Source organism: Bradyrhizobium sp. SZCCHNRI20481 (genome assembly GCF_032485055.1).
Taxonomy (GTDB): Bacteria; Pseudomonadota; Alphaproteobacteria; order Rhizobiales; family Xanthobacteraceae; genus Bradyrhizobium.
Map to the genome: position 1 here is coordinate 132,856 of NZ_JAUEUE010000013.1, position 17,049 is coordinate 149,904.

Below are 17,049 nucleotides of genomic sequence, written 5' to 3' on the forward strand. Positions count from 1 at the left end.
TTTGTCGGATTTTCGTGATTCACTGATCTTAGCGAGTCTCGGAGGCGCGGATGCGGGGCAAGTTCGAGGATCAGGGCGGGCTGTTTTCGTACGTTTCGCCGGAGGCGCGTGTTCCAAAGGATCATCCGCTGCGCAAGATCCGGGAGCTGGTGCGAGACGTTCTTCGCGACCTGAACCGCGCATTGGGCGCGCTCTACTCGAAGGAAGGCCGCCCCTCGATCCCGCCCGAGCAATTGCTCAGCGCTCTGCTGCTGCAGGTTTTCTACGGCATCCGCTCTGAGCGTCAGCTCATGGAGCAGTTGGACTACAATCTGCTCTACCGCTGGTTCGTGGGGTTGGCGCCGGACGATCGGGTGTGGGACCCGACGACATTCACGAAGAACCGTACCCGGCTGGAAAACGGCGAGGTGTTCGCCAAGTTCATGGCGAAGCTACTGAACCATCCCGAGGTGAAGCCGCTGTTGTGGAGCGAGCACTTCTCGGTGGACGGCACGCTGATCGAGGCCTGGGCCTCGCATAAGAGTTTCCGGCCGAAAGATGGCTCGGACGACGGCGACGATGGTGCGAACTTCCACGGCCAGAAGCGCAAGAACGACACCCATGCCAGCGTGACCGATCCCGACAGCCGGCTGTATCGGAAGGCGCAGGGCAAGGAAGCCCGGCTCTGCTACATGGGCCACGTCACCATGGAGAACCGGAACGGCCTGGCGGTCGATGGGCGGGTCACCCATGCCAACGGAACCGCCGAACGCTCCGCGTCGGAAGCCATGCTCAAATCCAAAGCCAACAGGGATAGCCGCCGCATCACCGTGGGCGAGGACAAGGCCTATGACACCGCCGAGCACGTCGCCCGGCTGCGGAAGATGAATGTCACGCCGCACGTCGCCCAATACAACAGTGGCAATCCCAACGGGCGCCAGAGTGCCATCGACGATCGCACCACCCGGCACGCCGGTTACGGCATGTCTCAGACATGCCGGGCCATGGTCGAATGCATCTTCGGATGGGGCAAGCAGCACGGAACCATGCGCAAGACCAAGCACCGTGGTCGCGAACGCGTCCTCGGCGACTTCCTGCTCAACCTGATCGGCTATAACCTCGTTCGGATACCCAAGCTGATCGCCGCATAACACCGTCCCTCGCGGGCGGACGGTCTTGCGATCCTCGCAACGCCCCCGTCGGCTCAGACTTCAAAAGTCAAACCGTCGGCCTCATGTCGGTTCTTCAGCGGACTGCTAGCTAGGACCGGGTGGAAATCCTGGCAAACGTAAGTCTATAGACAATAATGTCACAGTTTGCCGATAACGCCGAGACCGATTTCGGGGCGCGGGCCATGTCCCAGTCGGTTCGAATGCTCCCGTCCGCGCCCGCCTACTTGCGCCAGCCGCCGGTTTTTGGGTTCGATGACCTGCAGCGCAGCGTCGAACTCGGCGTCTGTAGCCGGTCCAACAGGCTCAGCCGTACGGCGTCGCGGCCGGCCCAGCGGCCGGGCGGATCCCTGATTCCGCGCGCGGAGATCGGCCACCGTTACACCTAAGTGATTGCGACTGCGAAATAAAACACTAGCTCTTAATCGGCGGTTCTATCGGAAGTCTGAGGGCTGGTGTCTCTTCGCGGTCGCTACGTGCGCAGCCCAGTTGCCTCAGGTCTTTCGGAAGTGATCCTCTCTACGAAGGCAACTTCTTCATTTGGAAGCGACAACCAAGCTATTGAAATTGCAGGAGGGCGTTTTTGGACGATTTTTCAAATGCTTCCTTAAATCATTGAAAAATCTGGCTGATTTCCGTCTCCCTCCACGATCGTCCAGTTCACGCCGGTCCGCGGATCAACGGTGAATGCTTCCGCGCCTATGTCGAACAGCAGCTCGTTCCAGTGCTCAGGCCTGGCAACATCGTCATCATGGACAATCTAGGCAGCCACAAATCAGCTGCCCTGCGCCGCATCATCAAAACAGCCGGCGCCAGGCTCTGGTACCTGCCTCCCTACTCACCCGATCTCAATCCGATCGAGCAGGCCTTCGCTAAGATCAAACACTGGATGCGCGCCGCACAGAAGCGCACCGTCGAGGATACCTGGCGACACATCGGAAGCCTCCTCGAAACCATCCTTCCCAATGAATGCAGCAACTACTTCGGGAACGCGGGATATGCTTCCGTCAAAATGTGAAACGGTCTAGGTCGCGAGCTTGCGAAAAAATGCTGCGGCAACGCGGCTGCAATGCGGTTCGCTCAGTTCGCTAAATCCCCCGCCTGTCTCAAACTCACAAAACCAGAATTCAGAACCGTTCCATAGCCAGTCAACGCACAGGTAGGTCGTTTCAAGATATTTAGCGAGAGTTCGGGAGCCTTCCAGTATGGCATCCGGGACGGTACATAATTTCCCGTTCTCCAAGGGTTCGCGCCTTCGGCACGCGACGATTTCGTAGCCGTCCAAGTAAACGCGATATTCGGCTTCGATCGATACACAGGGTTGAACGATATACAATCGCCCCGAAAAGGGAGGATTCTCAAAATACCTCCGCAGCCCAACTCGGTCGTTTATGACTTTCTTGCCCAGTCCGGATGTCAAATCGAGCGGCCGGATGAACATTGGATAGGAGCCCACGGTTCTCTCGGCAAAGTCCATTTGCGGAGGCGTGGAGCCTTCCGGTCCGAGCAGAGCCGTAGGTAATACCTGTAGCCCGAGTTTGCGCGCGATATCGAGGCCACGAAACTTATCTTTACAAACCATCGGGAACTTTGACGTATAATTCAGTAGCCGTACATTCGCCGAGTTCGCGATCAGCCGATAAAGTAACTCCTGCTTTCTTTCCATTTGCAGATCTGGATGTATTAGGCCGACATACGCGGCTCCGTCCTGGGCCAGGATATTCCCGTACTCTTTGTGCTGGACAATGGGAGCCTCGCCGCTCGCGATGTCCAGATCCTCCAAATGGACAAGTCGAAACTTGTAGCCCAAGGCCTTGGTATAGGCCCCGTATAGACCGTTGTAGGTCTCCAGGGACGTCCTGATGACGTCATCCATGGTCTCCGGATAGCCGTTGAACGAATCGATCCAATAGAAATTCTTCATCTGTTCGCTTCAGGGAAGGCGGTTCTCGGCGCGCGAGGGCTCACGCAGACGGGCTTCGGCCAAGATTATCCGCATCCGATAGGCAGCGGAAATCTAAATCGTGTAGACCGGCCGATCGTAACGGGAATCCTGAAAACCATTCCAGAAGTCGCGCAAGGCGTACCAATAGCCATAAATGTCGGACTTCTTGGCGCTGTCGTGATCTCTCAGAAGCGAGAGCAGCAGGCCAGCATTCCGGGCCGGCTCGCGACCGTCGGCGCTTTCATTGGCGCGGCGCCAGCACTTCTCCAGCGTTTCGATGAAGATGCGATCACTCCGGAGGTAGTCCAAGCTGTAGATGTTTCCATCAAAGCTGGCGAGCGTGTTCTCGGTGTCAGCTTTCTCTCCCTTCTTGATCACCACAGTGTACGGAAACGAGACGTGGAAGAGCGACGTGATCCGTCTTGCGTTGAAAAAGCTCACTGCCGCGCGAAGTGGTCCCTGCGCCGGATGAAAGAAGTCGTCGATCACGATGAATCCCCCATCTGAAACGCGATCATAGAGCGCGTCCAGAACTGGTCGAACACTCGTGTAGAGATCGCAATCAACGTGGACGAACGCAAATTTGGCCTGAGGAGGCAATCGGCGGAGCGTCTCGTCGAAAAAACCGGGCACGACCTCGACGACCTCTTCAAGCCCGAAATCGCGGGTCCTTCTTTCAAGTCTGTCCTTCCATTGCGTCATATCGCGTCCGTCAGGCGGACCGTAGTCGCCTTCGCGAAATACGGGATTATCCAGTTCGGGGTGAAGTGCTGGCAGGCCGGTGAAACTGTCGAGGCAATACATCTTGCGCTGATGTTCGCGTGCCCGCAGGCCGAGGAAGAGTGACATTCCGCCCATTCCAACGCCGAGATCGATGAACTCTCCCTCAATCTGATTGATATTCTCTTCGATCAACCGCGCGTACAGCCATTGCCCCCAAGGAAACGGAGGAAACATGCTATAGCGGGCAAGCATGCGAATATCGCTCCCGAGCTGTCCTGGCAGGTCGCAGAATTCGAAGAGATCGAATGGAAAGTAGTTGTGCCGTTTCGTGAGCGCCATCGCGACCTCCAACCATGAGTGAATTTCGCAGATCCGGCCGCCAGCGGCCGACGCCGAGATTGCCGCTGCCGCGCGACGAACTCAATCAGCGCTCCTCGGCACGGGCCAGCCAGAACGCCAGTGTGCAGCGGCGGCCCGCGAGGACCGGCCTCACCTCGTGTTCCAGTTCGGCATCGGTCACCAACACCGTAAAGTCCTGCAAAAGCAGTGCGGGACGGTCGGGTGGGTAGATCGCGAATGCGCCGCCTGCCTCGGCGGCGTCGAGCTGGACGATCACGGCGGCCAAATAGCGCTTGCTGGAGTCGCTGTCACGATGTCGGCCAATGAATTCGCCCGCGCACAAGACATGCGCCTGCATGCGGCGCACGACGAGTGGATCGCAGGCGAGGATCTTCTCGAACAGCGCCAATCTACCGGGGGACGCGACAATCGCGAGCAGCGCCTCGACCAGCACCGGGTCTGTCGCTCGCGGCTCGTCGCCGTCGATAAGAAAACGGTGGACACGAACTGATACAGCCTCGTCCGTATCACCGGTGGTGACGACGACGAAGCGACCGGGATCGCTCATAGCAAGATGGCGGATGGACGCTCGTTCCTCCGGTGAGAACGGGCAGTCATGTAGGCCGAAGGCAAGGTAGCCCGTCTGCTTGAACTGATCGGCGAGCGACATTTCGACGACGTCGCGCATCATCAACCCCTCATCCATGGTCTCGCGGCCTACGTCTATTCCGTTGTCTTGTGCGTCCCGGCGGCAATGCCGGCCGCCCAGTTCCTGCCATCAAACTCGACATATTCGAATACGACATCGTGAGGGAATTCAACGCAGCGGGCATTGACGCTGCGAAACCCTGTCGGATGCGATCGGGGCTGATAGAATGGCTTGACGCCGCAGACGACACAAAACGTATGAACGGCGATGAAGTCGCCGAAACGATACTGCTTCAGGTATTCCTGCCCTCGGCGGAGCAAGAAGTGTTCTTCGCGCACCATCAGCTCCTGATGGCCTGATTTGTAGCAGATGCTACAATTGCAGACGGTGATCGTGAGGTTTCGGGTCGCCGCAGCTGAAAATTGTACGGCTCCGCAGTGGCAGCTGCCGTGGTACCAGAAGCGCCGCACGCCTTTCTCATCGACGAACTCGGCTGGCAGGTCAAACAAGAGCCTCCTCCTCAGCAACGACGCAGGCTCGCCTCAGACCGGCGCGCTCAGGACGAGACGACGGGCAAGACGGAAATGAAACGCCAGATACGACGTCTCCAGCGGATCGACGCGCTCCGTGTCGGCGCCATGCGCTGATTGGAGCGCGAAGGCAGGGAGCGCCGGCCGACGATGATGGACGGCATGATAATTGGCGTGCCATTGGAAGAAACGGACGACGGCGTTCGAGCGGACGTTGCGAGCGCGGGGCCATGGCATCTGCTCGTCAGCCAAATCGAAATGTTCCGCCAGACTGAAGAACAACACGAACGCCGGATAGAGCAGCAGCGGCAGCCAATAGGCGATGAACATGGCCCGGGTCTGCCAAAGGGTCGCCGCTCCGCAGGTGGCCAACCAAAGCGAGATGACAAGATTGTCAATTCTGGCGGCACGCGCCCAGAGTGGGCTATTGATGCTTGCTGGGAGTTCGCCCTGCCATGTCCGGACGATGCGGCGGAAGATCGACATCCAAAAGCCTACACCCGACTGTGCATACAAATAGCTATGCAAGCTTGCGAACTGGACGTGCTCTTCAGAATCTCCCGCAGTCGCTGGAAAGCGATGGTGAACCAGATGTTGACGACGGTAGATCGTGAAGTTCACCAGGATCAACGTGCACCAGACGGCACCGGCGATACGGTCCCACCAAGCTGCTCCGAAGTGCGTCGAATGAACGCAGTCATGTCCCGCGTTCAGAAAGCCGGACAGGATGAAGGCGCAGCCGAGAACGGGTAATGCTGCCCATGCGGAAGGGACGACCGCCAACGCCGCCGACGCAAGCACCGCGTAGGCGGCCAGGATCACTGCGGTCCGCGCCAGGGTCCGGGAGGGGCTCGGTATGGGCGTTCGCAGCGGCCCGGTTTTCCCGAAGGCGGGGTTCATGCCGCGATGCCCCGTTCGTGATGGACCAACTCGAGCAAACGGCGCTCCATGGCCCGTGCCACAGTGCTGCTTGGGGCGATGACGAGCGCCTCGAATGTCTGGGTATGCGCATCGTCGCAGGCCAACACGACGATCCCGGTGCAATTGCTGGCATTGAATGCGAGGCCGCTTGCTTCGAGCAAGGCCACAAGTCGTCGAAAGCCGGGTGACGGTACGTCGCGGAACGAGGCCGCGACATGCGATGCGGTAAAGCCTGCTCCGAGGAGCCGAGTTGCGACCTCGTGGAGAACAGTGCCGCCTCCCCAGCGTGCGTTGGCTTCGTTGAAAAGCAACCTGCCGGCAGGAGTTATGATCGCGTCAATATTGATGTGGCCCCGGTATCCCATCATTGCGGCGAGCTGCAACAGTCGGCCGCAATGCAGAGTGGCCTCCGCCAGGCGCGCAGGCGCTAACGCGGCGGGCAATTCGAGGCCGACCCAGAACAGGCTGGCGGCCGCAGGATCCGTGCTTCGGCGCAGGCGGATGGAACCGGAGTTCGTGAACTCCGCTCGTCCGTCGGGCTCGATGACAAACTCGAGATAGAACATGGCGTCGGCCGGGTAATACGCCTCGACGACGAGAGGGCCGGAGCTGCGTTGTTGCAAAGTCTGCCAAAGCGCAGAGACCATCTCTGCTCGATTGTCCACGTTTGCGACCGGGAGCAAGATTGACTGGAAGGCACCAGGAGACGGGCCAACTTCTCCCTCGCTCAGCACAACGTTGCCCGTTCCGCCCGCGCCGTTGTCGAGCTTCACCATCACCTTCCCCGTCTGCGGCAAAAGCGCGTCGATAGCACGCTTGAGACCAGCCTCGTCGGTAACAATAGCCCCCTCCGGTACTGGCAATCCGGTTCCCACCGCGAATTGGCGAAAATGGCTTTTCCGGTTGAGAAGGTCGGTGCCAAAATGCTCCGCATACCGCCGGGCGATCGCTTGCCCGCCCGAAGCGCCCAAGCCCAGCTCCTCCTGCAATCGGGCGGTCCCAGCCGTCTGGTAGCAAGCGAGCATCGACCATCCGTCAGATGTGCCGATCGCGCGACGAAGCGCCCGGATCACGTCCCTATCCAGGAGAGCTTCGTCGTTCAAGACGACGCTGTCCGCGCCGATCTCGGGTGTTACGAATTCGAGTGGCGGGCTTCCATCTTGCGCATGCCAGCCGAGGACGTCGGCCAGATAGGCCAGAAAATCGTCGTCGGGCCGCGCGGTCGCTATCACGACATCGCCGGGACGCGCCAACCAGACGTTCCGCATCGCGGCCTGTGCCGCGAATAATGCCTGCTGCTGGTTGAGCCGCTGACCGAGCATCTGCTCGGTCGCGTTGTTCATCACGATGATGGTCGGCATCTTGGATGCCTACGATCAGGCGGGGACGGGCAAGGCCGCCACAAGACCGGCACACCATTCGAGGTTCATAGCATAAGCCCTCATGCATTCCTGAAGGATGTCGGCTTCCTCATCAAGCCTGACCAGTCTCTCTATCATCTTGCCGGTCATTGCGACATGAACGGCCTCGCCGCTGCTATCGCTTCCGATATGAGCCTGGAAATACTCCAGCCTTCTTGAGGCGTCCGAACCGAACAGCGACTGAACCGTGCGATGCAACGCGGTGATCATTGCGAAGGCGTGCCGCTCGAAGGCGAGCATATAAGCGATATTGCGATTTCCAGCCGGATCGGACAGCCCATCGAAGAGCTGGTCTAGATAATCGGCCGTCCTCCGGTTGGGTAAGGCCTCCGTGAACCCGGCGCCAATCAGCTTACGTACGTCGGTGATCAACATCGCCGAGTGAAAATTGCGATTCACGTCGGTCAGGCTTAGCAGTCCAAGCGCCCCATGGCGCGTGATTAGTTCATGCCCGCCGAACTCGTCCCACGTCAGAAACGCGCCGACCGCAGCACTAATTTGGATGTTGTCCTTTAGCTCAGACTGACCGAGTCCTCTCCGGTAGGCTTGGTAGATTGCGCCGCTCTGAATATAAGGGAACGCGACGGACATCGCCGCATATTGCCCCATCAGCTCGCCGAAACCCTCTCGGTCTATGCCGTTGCTGAAGGGATGTTCGGGGTATGATGTCGCGATCGACTGATCCAGCCGGCGCAAAAAGCCGTCCGCATCGATGTTGGTCCGGATATCAGGAGCTCGCATCTTTCACCTTTTCGATGAGTTGCCGACAAGATAGATGCCTATACGGCCTCAGGCCGATTCCGCTTCGACCTTGGGGCGGAATTGGGCGTGAATGTCGCGTTCGGCGTCGAGTGCGTGCGCATGGCGCACCCAGCTGACAACTATCCACTTGAAACCGCTCTTGATCGGCAAGCAGGCATGCCAAGCCTCTGGCCCGTTCTGCCAAACGACCGCGCTGCCGGCCGGGAGGTCGTGAAACACCTCGCCGCTGTCGAACGCCAACTCGCCGCCAGAGTAGCCGCCATTCAGGAAATAGACGATCGAGTGCGAGCGGTGCGGGCCATCAAGGTGCCGTTCACTGCCGTTTCCCGGCGGGTAGCAGACAATTTCCATTGGCTCAACGCGTTCTCGGGTGACCAGCGTCTTGTCGTATCGCTCGATCAGCCCACAACTCAACTTGGCGAGATCCTCATCGACCCATTTGTAGTTATAGGCATCCCGGATCTTGGGATCGTAGACACGTTCCCCTTTGGTCCAGAACATTGCCTGGCTCAGCCGCCCCGACATTTCCGCGATCAAATTCGCACAACGTTCAGGCGGCAAGACTTCTGGGAATAAGACTGGCGTGCCCAAAGACATATCGTTACCTCCCGCCATCGCCGGAGTCGAAACATATGCAATATAAGATCGATACGGTCGCGCGATGCGGCGGCAGTTGCATCGAGTTAGCGGTTCCGCATCGCGCTCCTCTGACGCAGTACGCGCGTAGACCGGACGCTGTCGTCGCGAACACCGCGACGGTCTGACCCAGCAAGAGATTAGGCGCTTTTCACCTATCGCAGCTGAACAACTGCGAAGGAGCCGTTCTCGGCTTCGCGCTTGAAGGCCACGAGGATGCGCCAAGCAATCTTGAATTTAGCGAATGCCGTATTGGCTCTCCTCGTTGCGCAATTCTGCTTCGGGCACACACACCCGATGACGCGCGCGATTCGAAAAGCTGGCGCGGCTTTCAGTCGCGCCGCCAATTACTATTCGCGCTAGCCGTGCTCCTTCGCGTGATGCTTGCTAGCTTCCTTTTCATGATCTTGGGCGAGAACTAATTCGCCACGCGCAACGAGCGCGTGGTGCGCAGCCTTTTCGTCATTTCCGGCATCGTAGGACTTAGCCGCATCACGATATTGTTTGGCGGCAAGTTCGAGGTGCTCTCCGGCCATCTTGAGATGTTCGGCACCTAGATTTTTTGCCCCGGCACTCATTTGAAATCTCCATTTTGAATTGATCACAAAGACGACAGCACTCTGAAGATTGCCGATTTCAAGAGCTGGCGATACGCGACGACTTTCGACTGGTCCGCACCAGCGAATTCGACGAAGCGTGCCTCAGCCAAACCAATCACAACCCAAGGAAAAAGCTACGTACAGTCTCAATCTAACGACGAACATTGCGGACGGTCAAGAGGGCCTGCCAATCGCGTTCAAATTCGCGCGTCTTGTTTCTCATCCCTGTCCCGGGCGACCCCATGCCGCTCGGCAGCCGCAGCGCGGCATTGGTGTCCAACGTCGCGACGTGGCCGACAAAGGCTTGCTGGTATTGGTATTGCGAGCCGTGATTGACGTCCGGATAGAGCTGCGCATCGGGGAGATGCTGCTGTAGCATCAGCGAGTTGGACGTCGGGGTCGTCATGGTCGCGCCGCCCGACGCGTTGAGCACCAGATTAGGTGTTGGTGATCTCGTTGAGGGTCTGCGATCCCAGCACCTTGAACTGGCTGTCGATCAGGCCGATGCACGAAAAGTCGAGATCGTAGTTGGTGATCTGCACGATCCCCGTCTGCAGATCGCTGACCGTGCCCTGGCGGAAGCGCAGGAAGCCGGGGAAATCCGGTCTGTCCCCGATTTCCCCTCCCCAGCGGCTCGCGTCCTACACGCCGACCGCGGAGCCCGGCTGACGGCCGACGCTTCATCCCGCCTTGTCGCTGAACGCGGCGGGAAGCGTGGCGAGGAACGACATGACGCGCTGCGTGCGCAGGGGCGGGCGGCGGTTGGAGGTGCGCAGCATCCATAGGGGCTCCGCCTGTGCGCGCCAGGGCGCAAGCACTTCGACGAGCCGGCCGGTGCGCAGATCTTCATGGACGAGCCACGCCGGCCCCCAGCCGACGCCGAATCCATTCGCGATCAACGCGAGCGAAGCGTGCGCGTCGTCGCAAATGTGCTTGGGCTTGGGCGCGACGCGAACGGGTCCTTTGCCGCGCAGGTCGGCGAAGCGCCAGGTCAGGATCTGGCCGCTCGCGGGATTGCGGAAGCCGACGTGCTCATGCGCGGAAAGCTCGTATGGAGTCGCCGGCGCGCCGCGCGCGTTCAGATAGGCAGGCGAGGCGCAAGCGATCCAGGAGAACGTGCATAGCCGCCGCGCCTGATGGCCGGGCGCGCGGTCGAGGGGTCCTGAGCGGATCGCGACGTCGACGCCTTCCGCCGCGAGATCGAGAATCTCGTTGCGGAATTTGACCTCGATCTCGATTTCCGGGCGCTCCCGCAGGAACGCGGGCAGGCGCGGCAGGATGCACGCGCGCGCGAACGAGGCGGGGGCGGTAACGCGCACCCGTCCGCCGTCGTCGCGCGCGACTTCGCCGAGCGCGGATTGGACACGGGCGAGACTTTCGGCCAGCGCGCGTCCCGCCGCCATCAGTCGGTCGCCCTCTTCGGTCAGCGCCAGCGAATGGGTGGAGCGATGCAAAAGCCGTATCCCGCGAGCCTGTTCGAAGCGGGCGACCGCCTTGGACATCGCCGAGGTGGTCGTCCCCGCCCGCCGCGCGGCTTCTGCGAAGGAACCCGCCTCGACGACGCGCACGAAGGCGAGGAGACGCGAGAGGTCGGGAGGCAAGGCCGTTGTGGACATTCAGTCCACATAATCATGGCGTCGCGGTCGCTACAAGAGCGGTTCCCGAGGGGCCAAATGGGGAGCGTCAGCGCGCAATCTGCGCCGCTAGAAACCGCGGAAAGTCCCATGAACCCCATCGAAATCACGCTGCAAGCCCTCGACGCTGCCGAGCGCGCGATTCCCCCCGGCCAGCCGGTCTATATGCTCAATCTGCTGCGCTACCGCGCGCATGCGCGTTACGAGAACGGCTTCGACGCCGCGCCCTGCTCGGGCCGCGAAGCCTTTCATGAACGCTACAGGCCGGCATTCCGGCGTCTCGCGGCCGGTAAGCCGCTCGTGCGGATGTTTTCCGGGCCGGTCCTGGCGAGCCTCGTCGGCCCGCAAGGCGAACGCTGGGACGAAGCGGCGATCAATGAATACGGCAATTTCGCCGCCTTCCGCTCGATCGTCGACACCGAGACTTACCGGCGCGAAGCCGCCCCGCATCGGCACGCGGCGCTCGAGGATTTTCGGTTGTTCGCGCTCGCCAAGGCGATGTGAACGCATTGAGGCGAAGGCCTCTGCATTCGCCTTAACGAAGCCTGACGCTAAGCAACGAGCCGGGGAATTGACCGTTCCACCGATCGCAAGAATTGGGTGTTGCGGGCCCCGGGATTTGAACTTGTTCATTGGCATTTCAGGGCGTAGTTGGATCGCTCGCAAACGGCGGTATTTGGCGGACTATCAAACCGCCGCGAGGCCAGTTAGGCTGCCCGCCGATAAGAAAACAGGGCTTCCGAAATAGTGAGTCTAGCGATGTAGCGGACCACTGACTCGCCCCCCCAACGCCTCAAGATGGCGGCTCCTACATGTTGGGTCGCATGTGGCGTCCTGCCGCATTGTTTTCAGGCAGAGTGAACGTCTCCGGCCCGTGGATGGGCGGGTGGGGGCGATTTTTGGCCTTGGTCAGTTCGTTGGCCTTGGTCAGTTCGGACAATCCGGAAAAGCTATTGCGGTTCAATAGCTCCTAGAGCTGCCTTTTTGTCCGAATGCGCCTTGAAAGTATTCAGCCGCCGAAACCCTTCCAAGCTGGCGCTCTCGCGCTGGTTTCGTCAATCGGCGATATCACTATGGGCCACATATACGTAGCTATAGTCGCGCGGCTCGAGGATGCTGGGGCAGGTGAGTCAGACCATCGATGGCTGACCGATGTAGGAGCGTCTCGGTCGGCTTTCGAAATGGCGCGTCCGCGCGCGGCTCGCTTTCAACCTGGACAGTATCGGAATATGTCCGTTGATCGGGGCAGACCAGAAGTGGCGGGCCGGCGATCGGCACGACACGAACAGCCCGTTACGGACGTGGAGGGCTGCTGGTATTCACGATCGAACCGGGCTGGATCACTATGTCCGGGTTACCTCCGGTCGCGACCGTCAGCGCGGACATCGAAGGTCAGCAGCCATGGGCCGACTCCGGACGTTGAAAGACTCGCGAAAGAGTCTCCGCCGATGAGGCAAAGGGGTTCCGTCGCGCAATTGGTGTGTCTATAATCAGAGGCAATCTTGAGTAAGCCAAACCAGCATGCCAGATCCTCGAACCATTCACTTCAGCAAAGAGACGGTCTTTGGCACCCGACAGCGCGTCCATGGCAAGCCCCGCGACTTCCAAGGCAATGCTATAATCGCATTTATTGATCTACTTGGTTTTTCGGCGGACGTTAAACGCCACTGGAGGAGTAAGACAAAGTCTCCGCTCGAACGATTGATGCGCCTTAAGGGGCGCGTGCAGCGGGGAGGTGAACGATTGAGCGGACAGCAGGGCTGGGGGAAAATCCGGCGAACGGCGCGTGGGCTGACAGCTACATTCCCGGAGTGGTCATTGCATGGCGTGCGGGTTCACACCGTGTCTGACTCGCTGGTGCTTTGTTACGCGCTTCCGAAACGACTAACACCCGAGGTGTTTTGGGATGCGTTCAGGACGTTGTACTTCAGCATACAAGGAGCGTGGATTAGTGCATTGGATGAGGGATACACGATACGAGGTGGAATCGAAGTTGGCGATATCTATTGGTCTGAAACAGAAACCATTGGACCTGCCCTGGTAGATGCATACACGCTGGAATCTAAGGTAGCGCAATGGTCGCGAATTGTTTGTGGCCCGATGTTATTGAGGCGTCTGCTCGAATGCATCAAGGACGGAGAAGACAAGCGGGGCTCGTTTCAGTTACCACGCAGATTGCCTCAACTCGTCAAGCTGTTTGGTCTGTCACACGATAGATTGATCGAAGTACCGTTTTTCGACGTAATGGATCCCGCGCCCGAGTCTAAAGGCTATCTTCGCATATTCGGGAAATTGGCTTCAAGAGCAGGAGCGAACGCTGCGAAATATGGCCCGATATTAGCTGATCTGAGCTACGCCGGCCAGCTCTACGACGCGCGCCGAGGCAAGCATTTCGACGAGGTGAAGCGGTTGGAACAGGAAATGCAAGACAAACGAGGAGCGAGCATAGCTAAGAGACTGACGTCCACTGACTTCGCGATGGCGCTTGATAGACTTCTCGCCCTAGAGTCCACGCCAAGTAGGCGCGTCACTTAGGCTCGGCGCATTCTTTGGCCTCCCGCCTGACTGCCGTGTCTGTTATGGGTCAGTTCCGACTGTCACGATGCACGACCAACGACGGTCGATCTAGCCTCAGCAGCAGAAGTTGACGTTCGCTCCAGCGATTCGACGGCTTGCCGTCCGATCCCTTCCGTTGGAGAAAGCAGTCGCGACTCCAAGTCCTGCACGAAGATCGCGCGTACAGCCGGAGCGGGGCGGCAGCAGTCATTGGCCGATTGTATGACTTCCTTCGCTTGACTAGACTTGCTCATCCCGTTGATTGGAGGAACAGACCCATGACGCAGGCATATATTCTCATATTCTCGTTTCTTGTGTCGTCTGCCAACATTGCGCTCAATTTCTTGTCGGCAAGGACGGCATCATCTGTAAGCGAATGGCAATCAATGTTCAGTACCGCTACGTTTGGTTTTGCATTTTTGGTTGGGACGGCATCGCTGCTTCTTCTGCTGACCCTTTATTTCTTCGGCAGGAACGACCAGTTTGGTATGGCCAACGGTGTCCTTCTTATGGGAGCGACATCAATAGTCGGGGGGACCTTGTTTGGCTACTTTCTTGGCGGCCGCGTGCATTGGTCTGAATGGTGCCTTTTCGTGCTCATTCTGACGTTTGTCGTGATCCGGTTCGTTCTCGCGATTACAATTCCGCCCACGAATGGATGATCTTAGCCTCGGCTAACCGACACTTTCTCGTTCACAATACGAAATTATGCTAATTGGATCGAACGAATGCTGGCGAGGCTGCAATGTCTGTGTATCAGCGGCGGGCGACGCTCTTTCTCGATTTGTTGGGTTTTCGAAATCTGGTCAGAAACGGTAGAGAGAGCGACATCATTGATGCTCTTAACGTCTCGGCGCACAGTCAGATTCAGTACAAGGACGCGGCGATGTCGGACTTTGACTTTCGGGTCACGGCTTTTTCAGATTGTATCGTATCTTCCGTTCGGCTGCTTGCTCGAAACAACTTTATGCCGGCTGCATTTCTGGCGTCGTACGGGGGCCGTCTAGCCTTGGAAATGTTGACCAGGGGAATCCTCGTCCGAGGCGCGCTTACGGTTGGAAACTTATACCACGTTGAGCAAGCGGTCTTTGGACCAGCTCTCATTGAAGCGTATGAACTGGAAAGTCAGTTCGCGCAATATCCGCGTATTGTCGTCCCGAGGAAAGTTTACGGCAACTTGAACATCTCTCTCTCAATCACAATGGGAGTCGAATGGTTTATCGAACATCCACCCTGCCGCGAAGATTTCGATGGTATGTTTCACTTGGATATTTTCGGCCCGTTTTATATTGACAGTCGACCAAGGACTCTCACATTGAAGAACTCGAGGTCGATAGAAGACCTCGGCGGAGTAACAACACGGTTGGTCCGGAAACTGTGCAAACCCAAATACAAAGATCATCGTATATCCACCAAATACGAATGGCTAAGGTACTACCTTGAGGATTGCGGTAATCGTTTCGGATGGAAGGTGGGCGGTAGGCCGAGAAACGCAATATTCTTCCGGGCACGGAAGCAGAAGGAGGGCAAGGTGGAGACGGAGCTTCAAAAGCCCACCGTCAACGAAGCTGAAATCTAGGTAACGTTCGTCTGCAATGGGTCACTTGCTGCCGTCCCGAACGAGCTAGCGTCACGGCCGGTGTACCTCGGATAGTTGCCGACTTGATGCAGCGCCGCAAGTCGGCAGCCTCCAGGGCCATTCAGGGTACGGTCCGGCGGCCCGGTCACGTCCGCAATTCGCCCTAGACGGACACGCAAGGGCAGTCTTAAGATTTCGGCTGTTGAAGCATCAACGGACCTAGCTGAGATGAAGGCCGGGAAACCTCAAGCCGCAGCACAATCTTCCTTGTCCGCGCCACGCTTCACAATTTTCAGCGTGCCGTCGAGCGTCGGCTGCTGCAGTGCCTTGGCCTCGTCCGGTGCGCGCATCAAAACGTCCCGCTCTTCCTTGGTGCTCAGGATCACCGGCATTGCCGTGAGCTGACTCCGCTCGATGCCACCCAGCATTCCGGGATGATGTCGCCCGAGGTGCCGGGATGCGAGAACTCGCGCGTCGAACGACAAAGCAGGGTCCCGTCAACAGCACGTCAACAGTAAATGGCCCGTTGTTCCAGTCTCGTTCATGCTCCGTTTTGCACTCTATCGGCCCTTTCGCTTTGATTTCACGCGAGAATTTGTGTCCCGGACTACCTTGACATGGTTAGGGTCTCAAGTTCGATCCCTTGTCGTGACCCACGCTCGCGGCGCTCTTCGCGCGTGCACAGCACCGATCGATTTCAAAAGCAGACAGCCAAGCCGGCTATCTTGACGATCGGGTTCTCAGGGGAGCTTCGCGAGATCACGCCCTAGGTAAGAGGCAAGCTGTTAAGCCGAGATCATCGGGAATGTATGAGCTGTTCTCACCGAGAACGCCGCAACGAAATCGCAACGAATTGGGTGAAACGAGCGTGAACAGAACGTGATGGAAGCACCCGCCACATCAAGAAAAATCAATAACTTAAGAAATATGCTCTGCGTTCGGGACGCAGGGGTCGCAGGTTCGAATCCTGCCGCTCCGACCATTTCTTGGCGTGACAACTCACGCTTTTCCCGATGTCACCTTGCGCCTGCTACCCTGGTCCAGCGTAGCTCGATGAAGCGAGGTGTTCCCGACATGACAGCGCGATCTCCACGCACGGCGCCGCTTGCGGGACGAACCGGAACGGCCTGGCGGCACGCCAATGTCGGCCGGTTGCTCAACAATGCGGTGCGCCGGTTCGAATCCCGGGTTCTCCAGCTGATGGCGGAGAGCGGTCACGGCGAAACGCGAATCGCTCATGTCAGCCTCACGCGCAATCTCGATGTCGAGGGCACGCGGCTGACCGAGCTCGCGCGGCGGGCCTCGATGAGCAAGCAGGCGATGGGCGAACTGGTCGATCAATGCGCCGAGCTGAGGCTGGTGTCGCGCGAGGCCGATCCGAGCGACCGGCGCGCGCGCCTCGTCCGCTTCACGCCGGCCGGACTGAAATGGCTAGAGGCGTTTGGCGATGCCGTCGATGTGGCCGAAGGCGAGATGCGCAAGGAGCTCGGCAAGGCGGCGATGGACGCGATCCTGCAGGGATTGCAGGCCTACGGCGCCCGCTTCGATACGCTCAGCGACGTCAGATAGTCAGGTTGCTTGACTATTTTGCGGGGCGCGGTAGCCTT

The 17,049-nt window shown here is 58.9% G+C and carries 18 protein-coding genes and 1 pseudogene; 7 read left to right on the forward strand and 12 right to left on the reverse strand.

The genetic code is table 11. The features are described 5' to 3' along the window. The first annotated feature begins 50 nt into the window (after positions 1-50). The gene (locus QX132_RS21870; RefSeq protein WP_316162859.1) at positions 51-1,130 is read left to right on the forward strand and encodes an IS5 family transposase; all 1,080 of its coding nucleotides are present in this window, start codon (positions 51-53) and stop codon (positions 1,128-1,130) included. A gap of 676 nt (positions 1,131-1,806) precedes the next feature. Beyond that, positions 1,807-2,166, forward strand: a pseudogene (locus QX132_RS21875) (transposase); the annotation flags it as partial. A 6-nt stretch (positions 2,167-2,172) separates the two neighbouring features. Here the strand turns inward: QX132_RS21875 and QX132_RS21880 are convergent. From QX132_RS21880 to QX132_RS21930, 11 genes are all read right to left on the reverse strand, one after another. After that, entirely contained in the window at positions 2,173-3,072 is a 900-nt protein-coding gene (locus QX132_RS21880; protein ID WP_316162860.1) for a hypothetical protein, read from the reverse strand. Positions 3,073-3,165: 93 nt separating this feature from the next. Further along, positions 3,166-4,155, reverse strand: a complete 990-nt coding sequence (locus QX132_RS21885) for a TylF/MycF/NovP-related O-methyltransferase (RefSeq protein ID WP_316162861.1) — start codon at positions 4,153-4,155, stop codon at positions 3,166-3,168. Between the two features lie 85 nt (positions 4,156-4,240). Continuing rightward, on the reverse strand, positions 4,241-4,846 hold the full coding sequence (locus tag QX132_RS21890; protein WP_316162862.1) for a 2OG-Fe(II) oxygenase family protein: 606 nt from the start codon (positions 4,844-4,846) through the stop codon (positions 4,241-4,243). A 32-nt stretch (positions 4,847-4,878) separates the two neighbouring features. Then, complete coding sequence (locus QX132_RS21895) at positions 4,879-5,313, reverse strand: hypothetical protein (protein WP_316162863.1); 435 nt, start codon at positions 5,311-5,313, stop codon at positions 4,879-4,881. 33 nt (positions 5,314-5,346) lie between these two features. After that, on the reverse strand, positions 5,347-6,234 hold the full coding sequence (locus QX132_RS21900) for a fatty acid desaturase family protein (RefSeq protein WP_316162864.1): 888 nt from the start codon (positions 6,232-6,234) through the stop codon (positions 5,347-5,349). Then, entirely contained in the window at positions 6,231-7,616 is a 1,386-nt protein-coding gene (locus tag QX132_RS21905; RefSeq protein WP_316162865.1) for a peptide ligase PGM1-related protein, read from the reverse strand. The genes QX132_RS21900 and QX132_RS21905 overlap by 4 nt, the downstream gene beginning before the upstream one ends. A gap of 15 nt (positions 7,617-7,631) precedes the next feature. Beyond that, entirely contained in the window at positions 7,632-8,417 is a 786-nt protein-coding gene (locus QX132_RS21910; protein ID WP_316162866.1) for a hypothetical protein, read from the reverse strand. A gap of 48 nt (positions 8,418-8,465) precedes the next feature. After that, positions 8,466-9,035 (reverse strand): 2OG-Fe(II) oxygenase, encoded by a 570-nt coding sequence (locus QX132_RS21915; RefSeq protein WP_316162867.1) that lies wholly within the window; start codon positions 9,033-9,035, stop codon positions 8,466-8,468. 398 nt (positions 9,036-9,433) lie between these two features. Next, positions 9,434-9,652: a hypothetical protein gene (locus QX132_RS21920; protein ID WP_316162868.1), complete on the reverse strand. Its 219-nt coding sequence runs from the start codon at positions 9,650-9,652 to the stop codon at positions 9,434-9,436. A 172-nt stretch (positions 9,653-9,824) separates the two neighbouring features. After that, a complete protein-coding gene (locus tag QX132_RS21925; RefSeq protein ID WP_316162869.1) occupies positions 9,825-10,079 on the reverse strand; it encodes a hypothetical protein in 255 nt (84 codons plus the stop codon). Between the two features lie 274 nt (positions 10,080-10,353). Beyond that, positions 10,354-11,289 (reverse strand): LysR family transcriptional regulator, encoded by a 936-nt coding sequence (locus QX132_RS21930; protein WP_316162870.1) that lies wholly within the window; start codon positions 11,287-11,289, stop codon positions 10,354-10,356. Positions 11,290-11,397: 108 nt separating this feature from the next. Here QX132_RS21930 and QX132_RS21935 point away from each other — a divergent pair, with 108 nt between their 5' ends. From QX132_RS21935 to QX132_RS21950, 4 genes are all read left to right on the forward strand, one after another. Next, positions 11,398-11,811 (forward strand): hypothetical protein, encoded by a 414-nt coding sequence (locus QX132_RS21935; RefSeq protein ID WP_316162871.1) that lies wholly within the window; start codon positions 11,398-11,400, stop codon positions 11,809-11,811. Positions 11,812-12,828: 1,017 nt separating this feature from the next. Beyond that, the gene (locus QX132_RS21940) at positions 12,829-13,842 is read left to right on the forward strand and encodes a hypothetical protein (RefSeq protein WP_316162872.1); all 1,014 of its coding nucleotides are present in this window, start codon (positions 12,829-12,831) and stop codon (positions 13,840-13,842) included. Between the two features lie 299 nt (positions 13,843-14,141). Next, a complete protein-coding gene (locus QX132_RS21945; protein WP_316162873.1) occupies positions 14,142-14,525 on the forward strand; it encodes a hypothetical protein in 384 nt (127 codons plus the stop codon). Between the two features lie 83 nt (positions 14,526-14,608). Beyond that, positions 14,609-15,442 carry a hypothetical protein gene (locus QX132_RS21950; RefSeq protein WP_316162874.1) on the forward strand — a complete coding sequence of 278 codons (834 nt, stop codon included), beginning with the start codon at positions 14,609-14,611 and terminating at the stop codon, positions 15,440-15,442. A gap of 245 nt (positions 15,443-15,687) precedes the next feature. On the opposite strand, the gene QX132_RS21955 is transcribed toward QX132_RS21950, so the two are convergent. Then, entirely contained in the window at positions 15,688-15,870 is a 183-nt protein-coding gene (locus QX132_RS21955; protein WP_316162875.1) for a hypothetical protein, read from the reverse strand. 646 nt (positions 15,871-16,516) lie between these two features. On the opposite strand from QX132_RS21955, the gene QX132_RS21960 reads away from it, so the two are divergent. Next, a complete protein-coding gene (locus QX132_RS21960; protein WP_316162876.1) occupies positions 16,517-17,011 on the forward strand; it encodes a MarR family winged helix-turn-helix transcriptional regulator in 495 nt (164 codons plus the stop codon). Positions 17,012-17,049: the final 38 nt, after the last annotated feature.

Coding starts and splice junctions, on each gene's coding strand:
- QX132_RS21870 (WP_316162859.1), top strand. CDS start 51: ATGCGGGGCAAGTTCGAGGATCAGGGCGGGCTGTTTTCGTACGTTTCG.
- QX132_RS21880 (WP_316162860.1), bottom strand. CDS start 3,072: ATGAAGAATTTCTATTGGATCGATTCGTTCAACGGCTATCCGGAGACC.
- QX132_RS21885 (WP_316162861.1), bottom strand. CDS start 4,155: ATGGCGCTCACGAAACGGCACAACTACTTTCCATTCGATCTCTTCGAA.
- QX132_RS21890 (WP_316162862.1), bottom strand. CDS start 4,846: ATGATGCGCGACGTCGTCGAAATGTCGCTCGCCGATCAGTTCAAGCAG.
- QX132_RS21900 (WP_316162864.1), bottom strand. CDS start 6,234: ATGAACCCCGCCTTCGGGAAAACCGGGCCGCTGCGAACGCCCATACCG.
- QX132_RS21905 (WP_316162865.1), bottom strand. CDS start 7,616: ATGCCGACCATCATCGTGATGAACAACGCGACCGAGCAGATGCTCGGT.
- QX132_RS21910 (WP_316162866.1), bottom strand. CDS start 8,417: ATGCGAGCTCCTGATATCCGGACCAACATCGATGCGGACGGCTTTTTG.
- QX132_RS21915 (WP_316162867.1), bottom strand. CDS start 9,035: ATGTCTTTGGGCACGCCAGTCTTATTCCCAGAAGTCTTGCCGCCTGAA.
- QX132_RS21920 (WP_316162868.1), bottom strand. CDS start 9,652: ATGAGTGCCGGGGCAAAAAATCTAGGTGCCGAACATCTCAAGATGGCC.
- QX132_RS21925 (WP_316162869.1), bottom strand. CDS start 10,079: ATGACGACCCCGACGTCCAACTCGCTGATGCTACAGCAGCATCTCCCC.
- QX132_RS21930 (WP_316162870.1), bottom strand. CDS start 11,289: ATGTCCACAACGGCCTTGCCTCCCGACCTCTCGCGTCTCCTCGCCTTC.
- QX132_RS21935 (WP_316162871.1), top strand. CDS start 11,398: ATGAACCCCATCGAAATCACGCTGCAAGCCCTCGACGCTGCCGAGCGC.
- QX132_RS21940 (WP_316162872.1), top strand. CDS start 12,829: ATGCCAGATCCTCGAACCATTCACTTCAGCAAAGAGACGGTCTTTGGC.
- QX132_RS21945 (WP_316162873.1), top strand. CDS start 14,142: ATGACGCAGGCATATATTCTCATATTCTCGTTTCTTGTGTCGTCTGCC.
- QX132_RS21950 (WP_316162874.1), top strand. CDS start 14,609: ATGTCTGTGTATCAGCGGCGGGCGACGCTCTTTCTCGATTTGTTGGGT.
- QX132_RS21955 (WP_316162875.1), bottom strand. CDS start 15,870: ATGCTGGGTGGCATCGAGCGGAGTCAGCTCACGGCAATGCCGGTGATC.
- QX132_RS21960 (WP_316162876.1), top strand. CDS start 16,517: ATGACAGCGCGATCTCCACGCACGGCGCCGCTTGCGGGACGAACCGGA.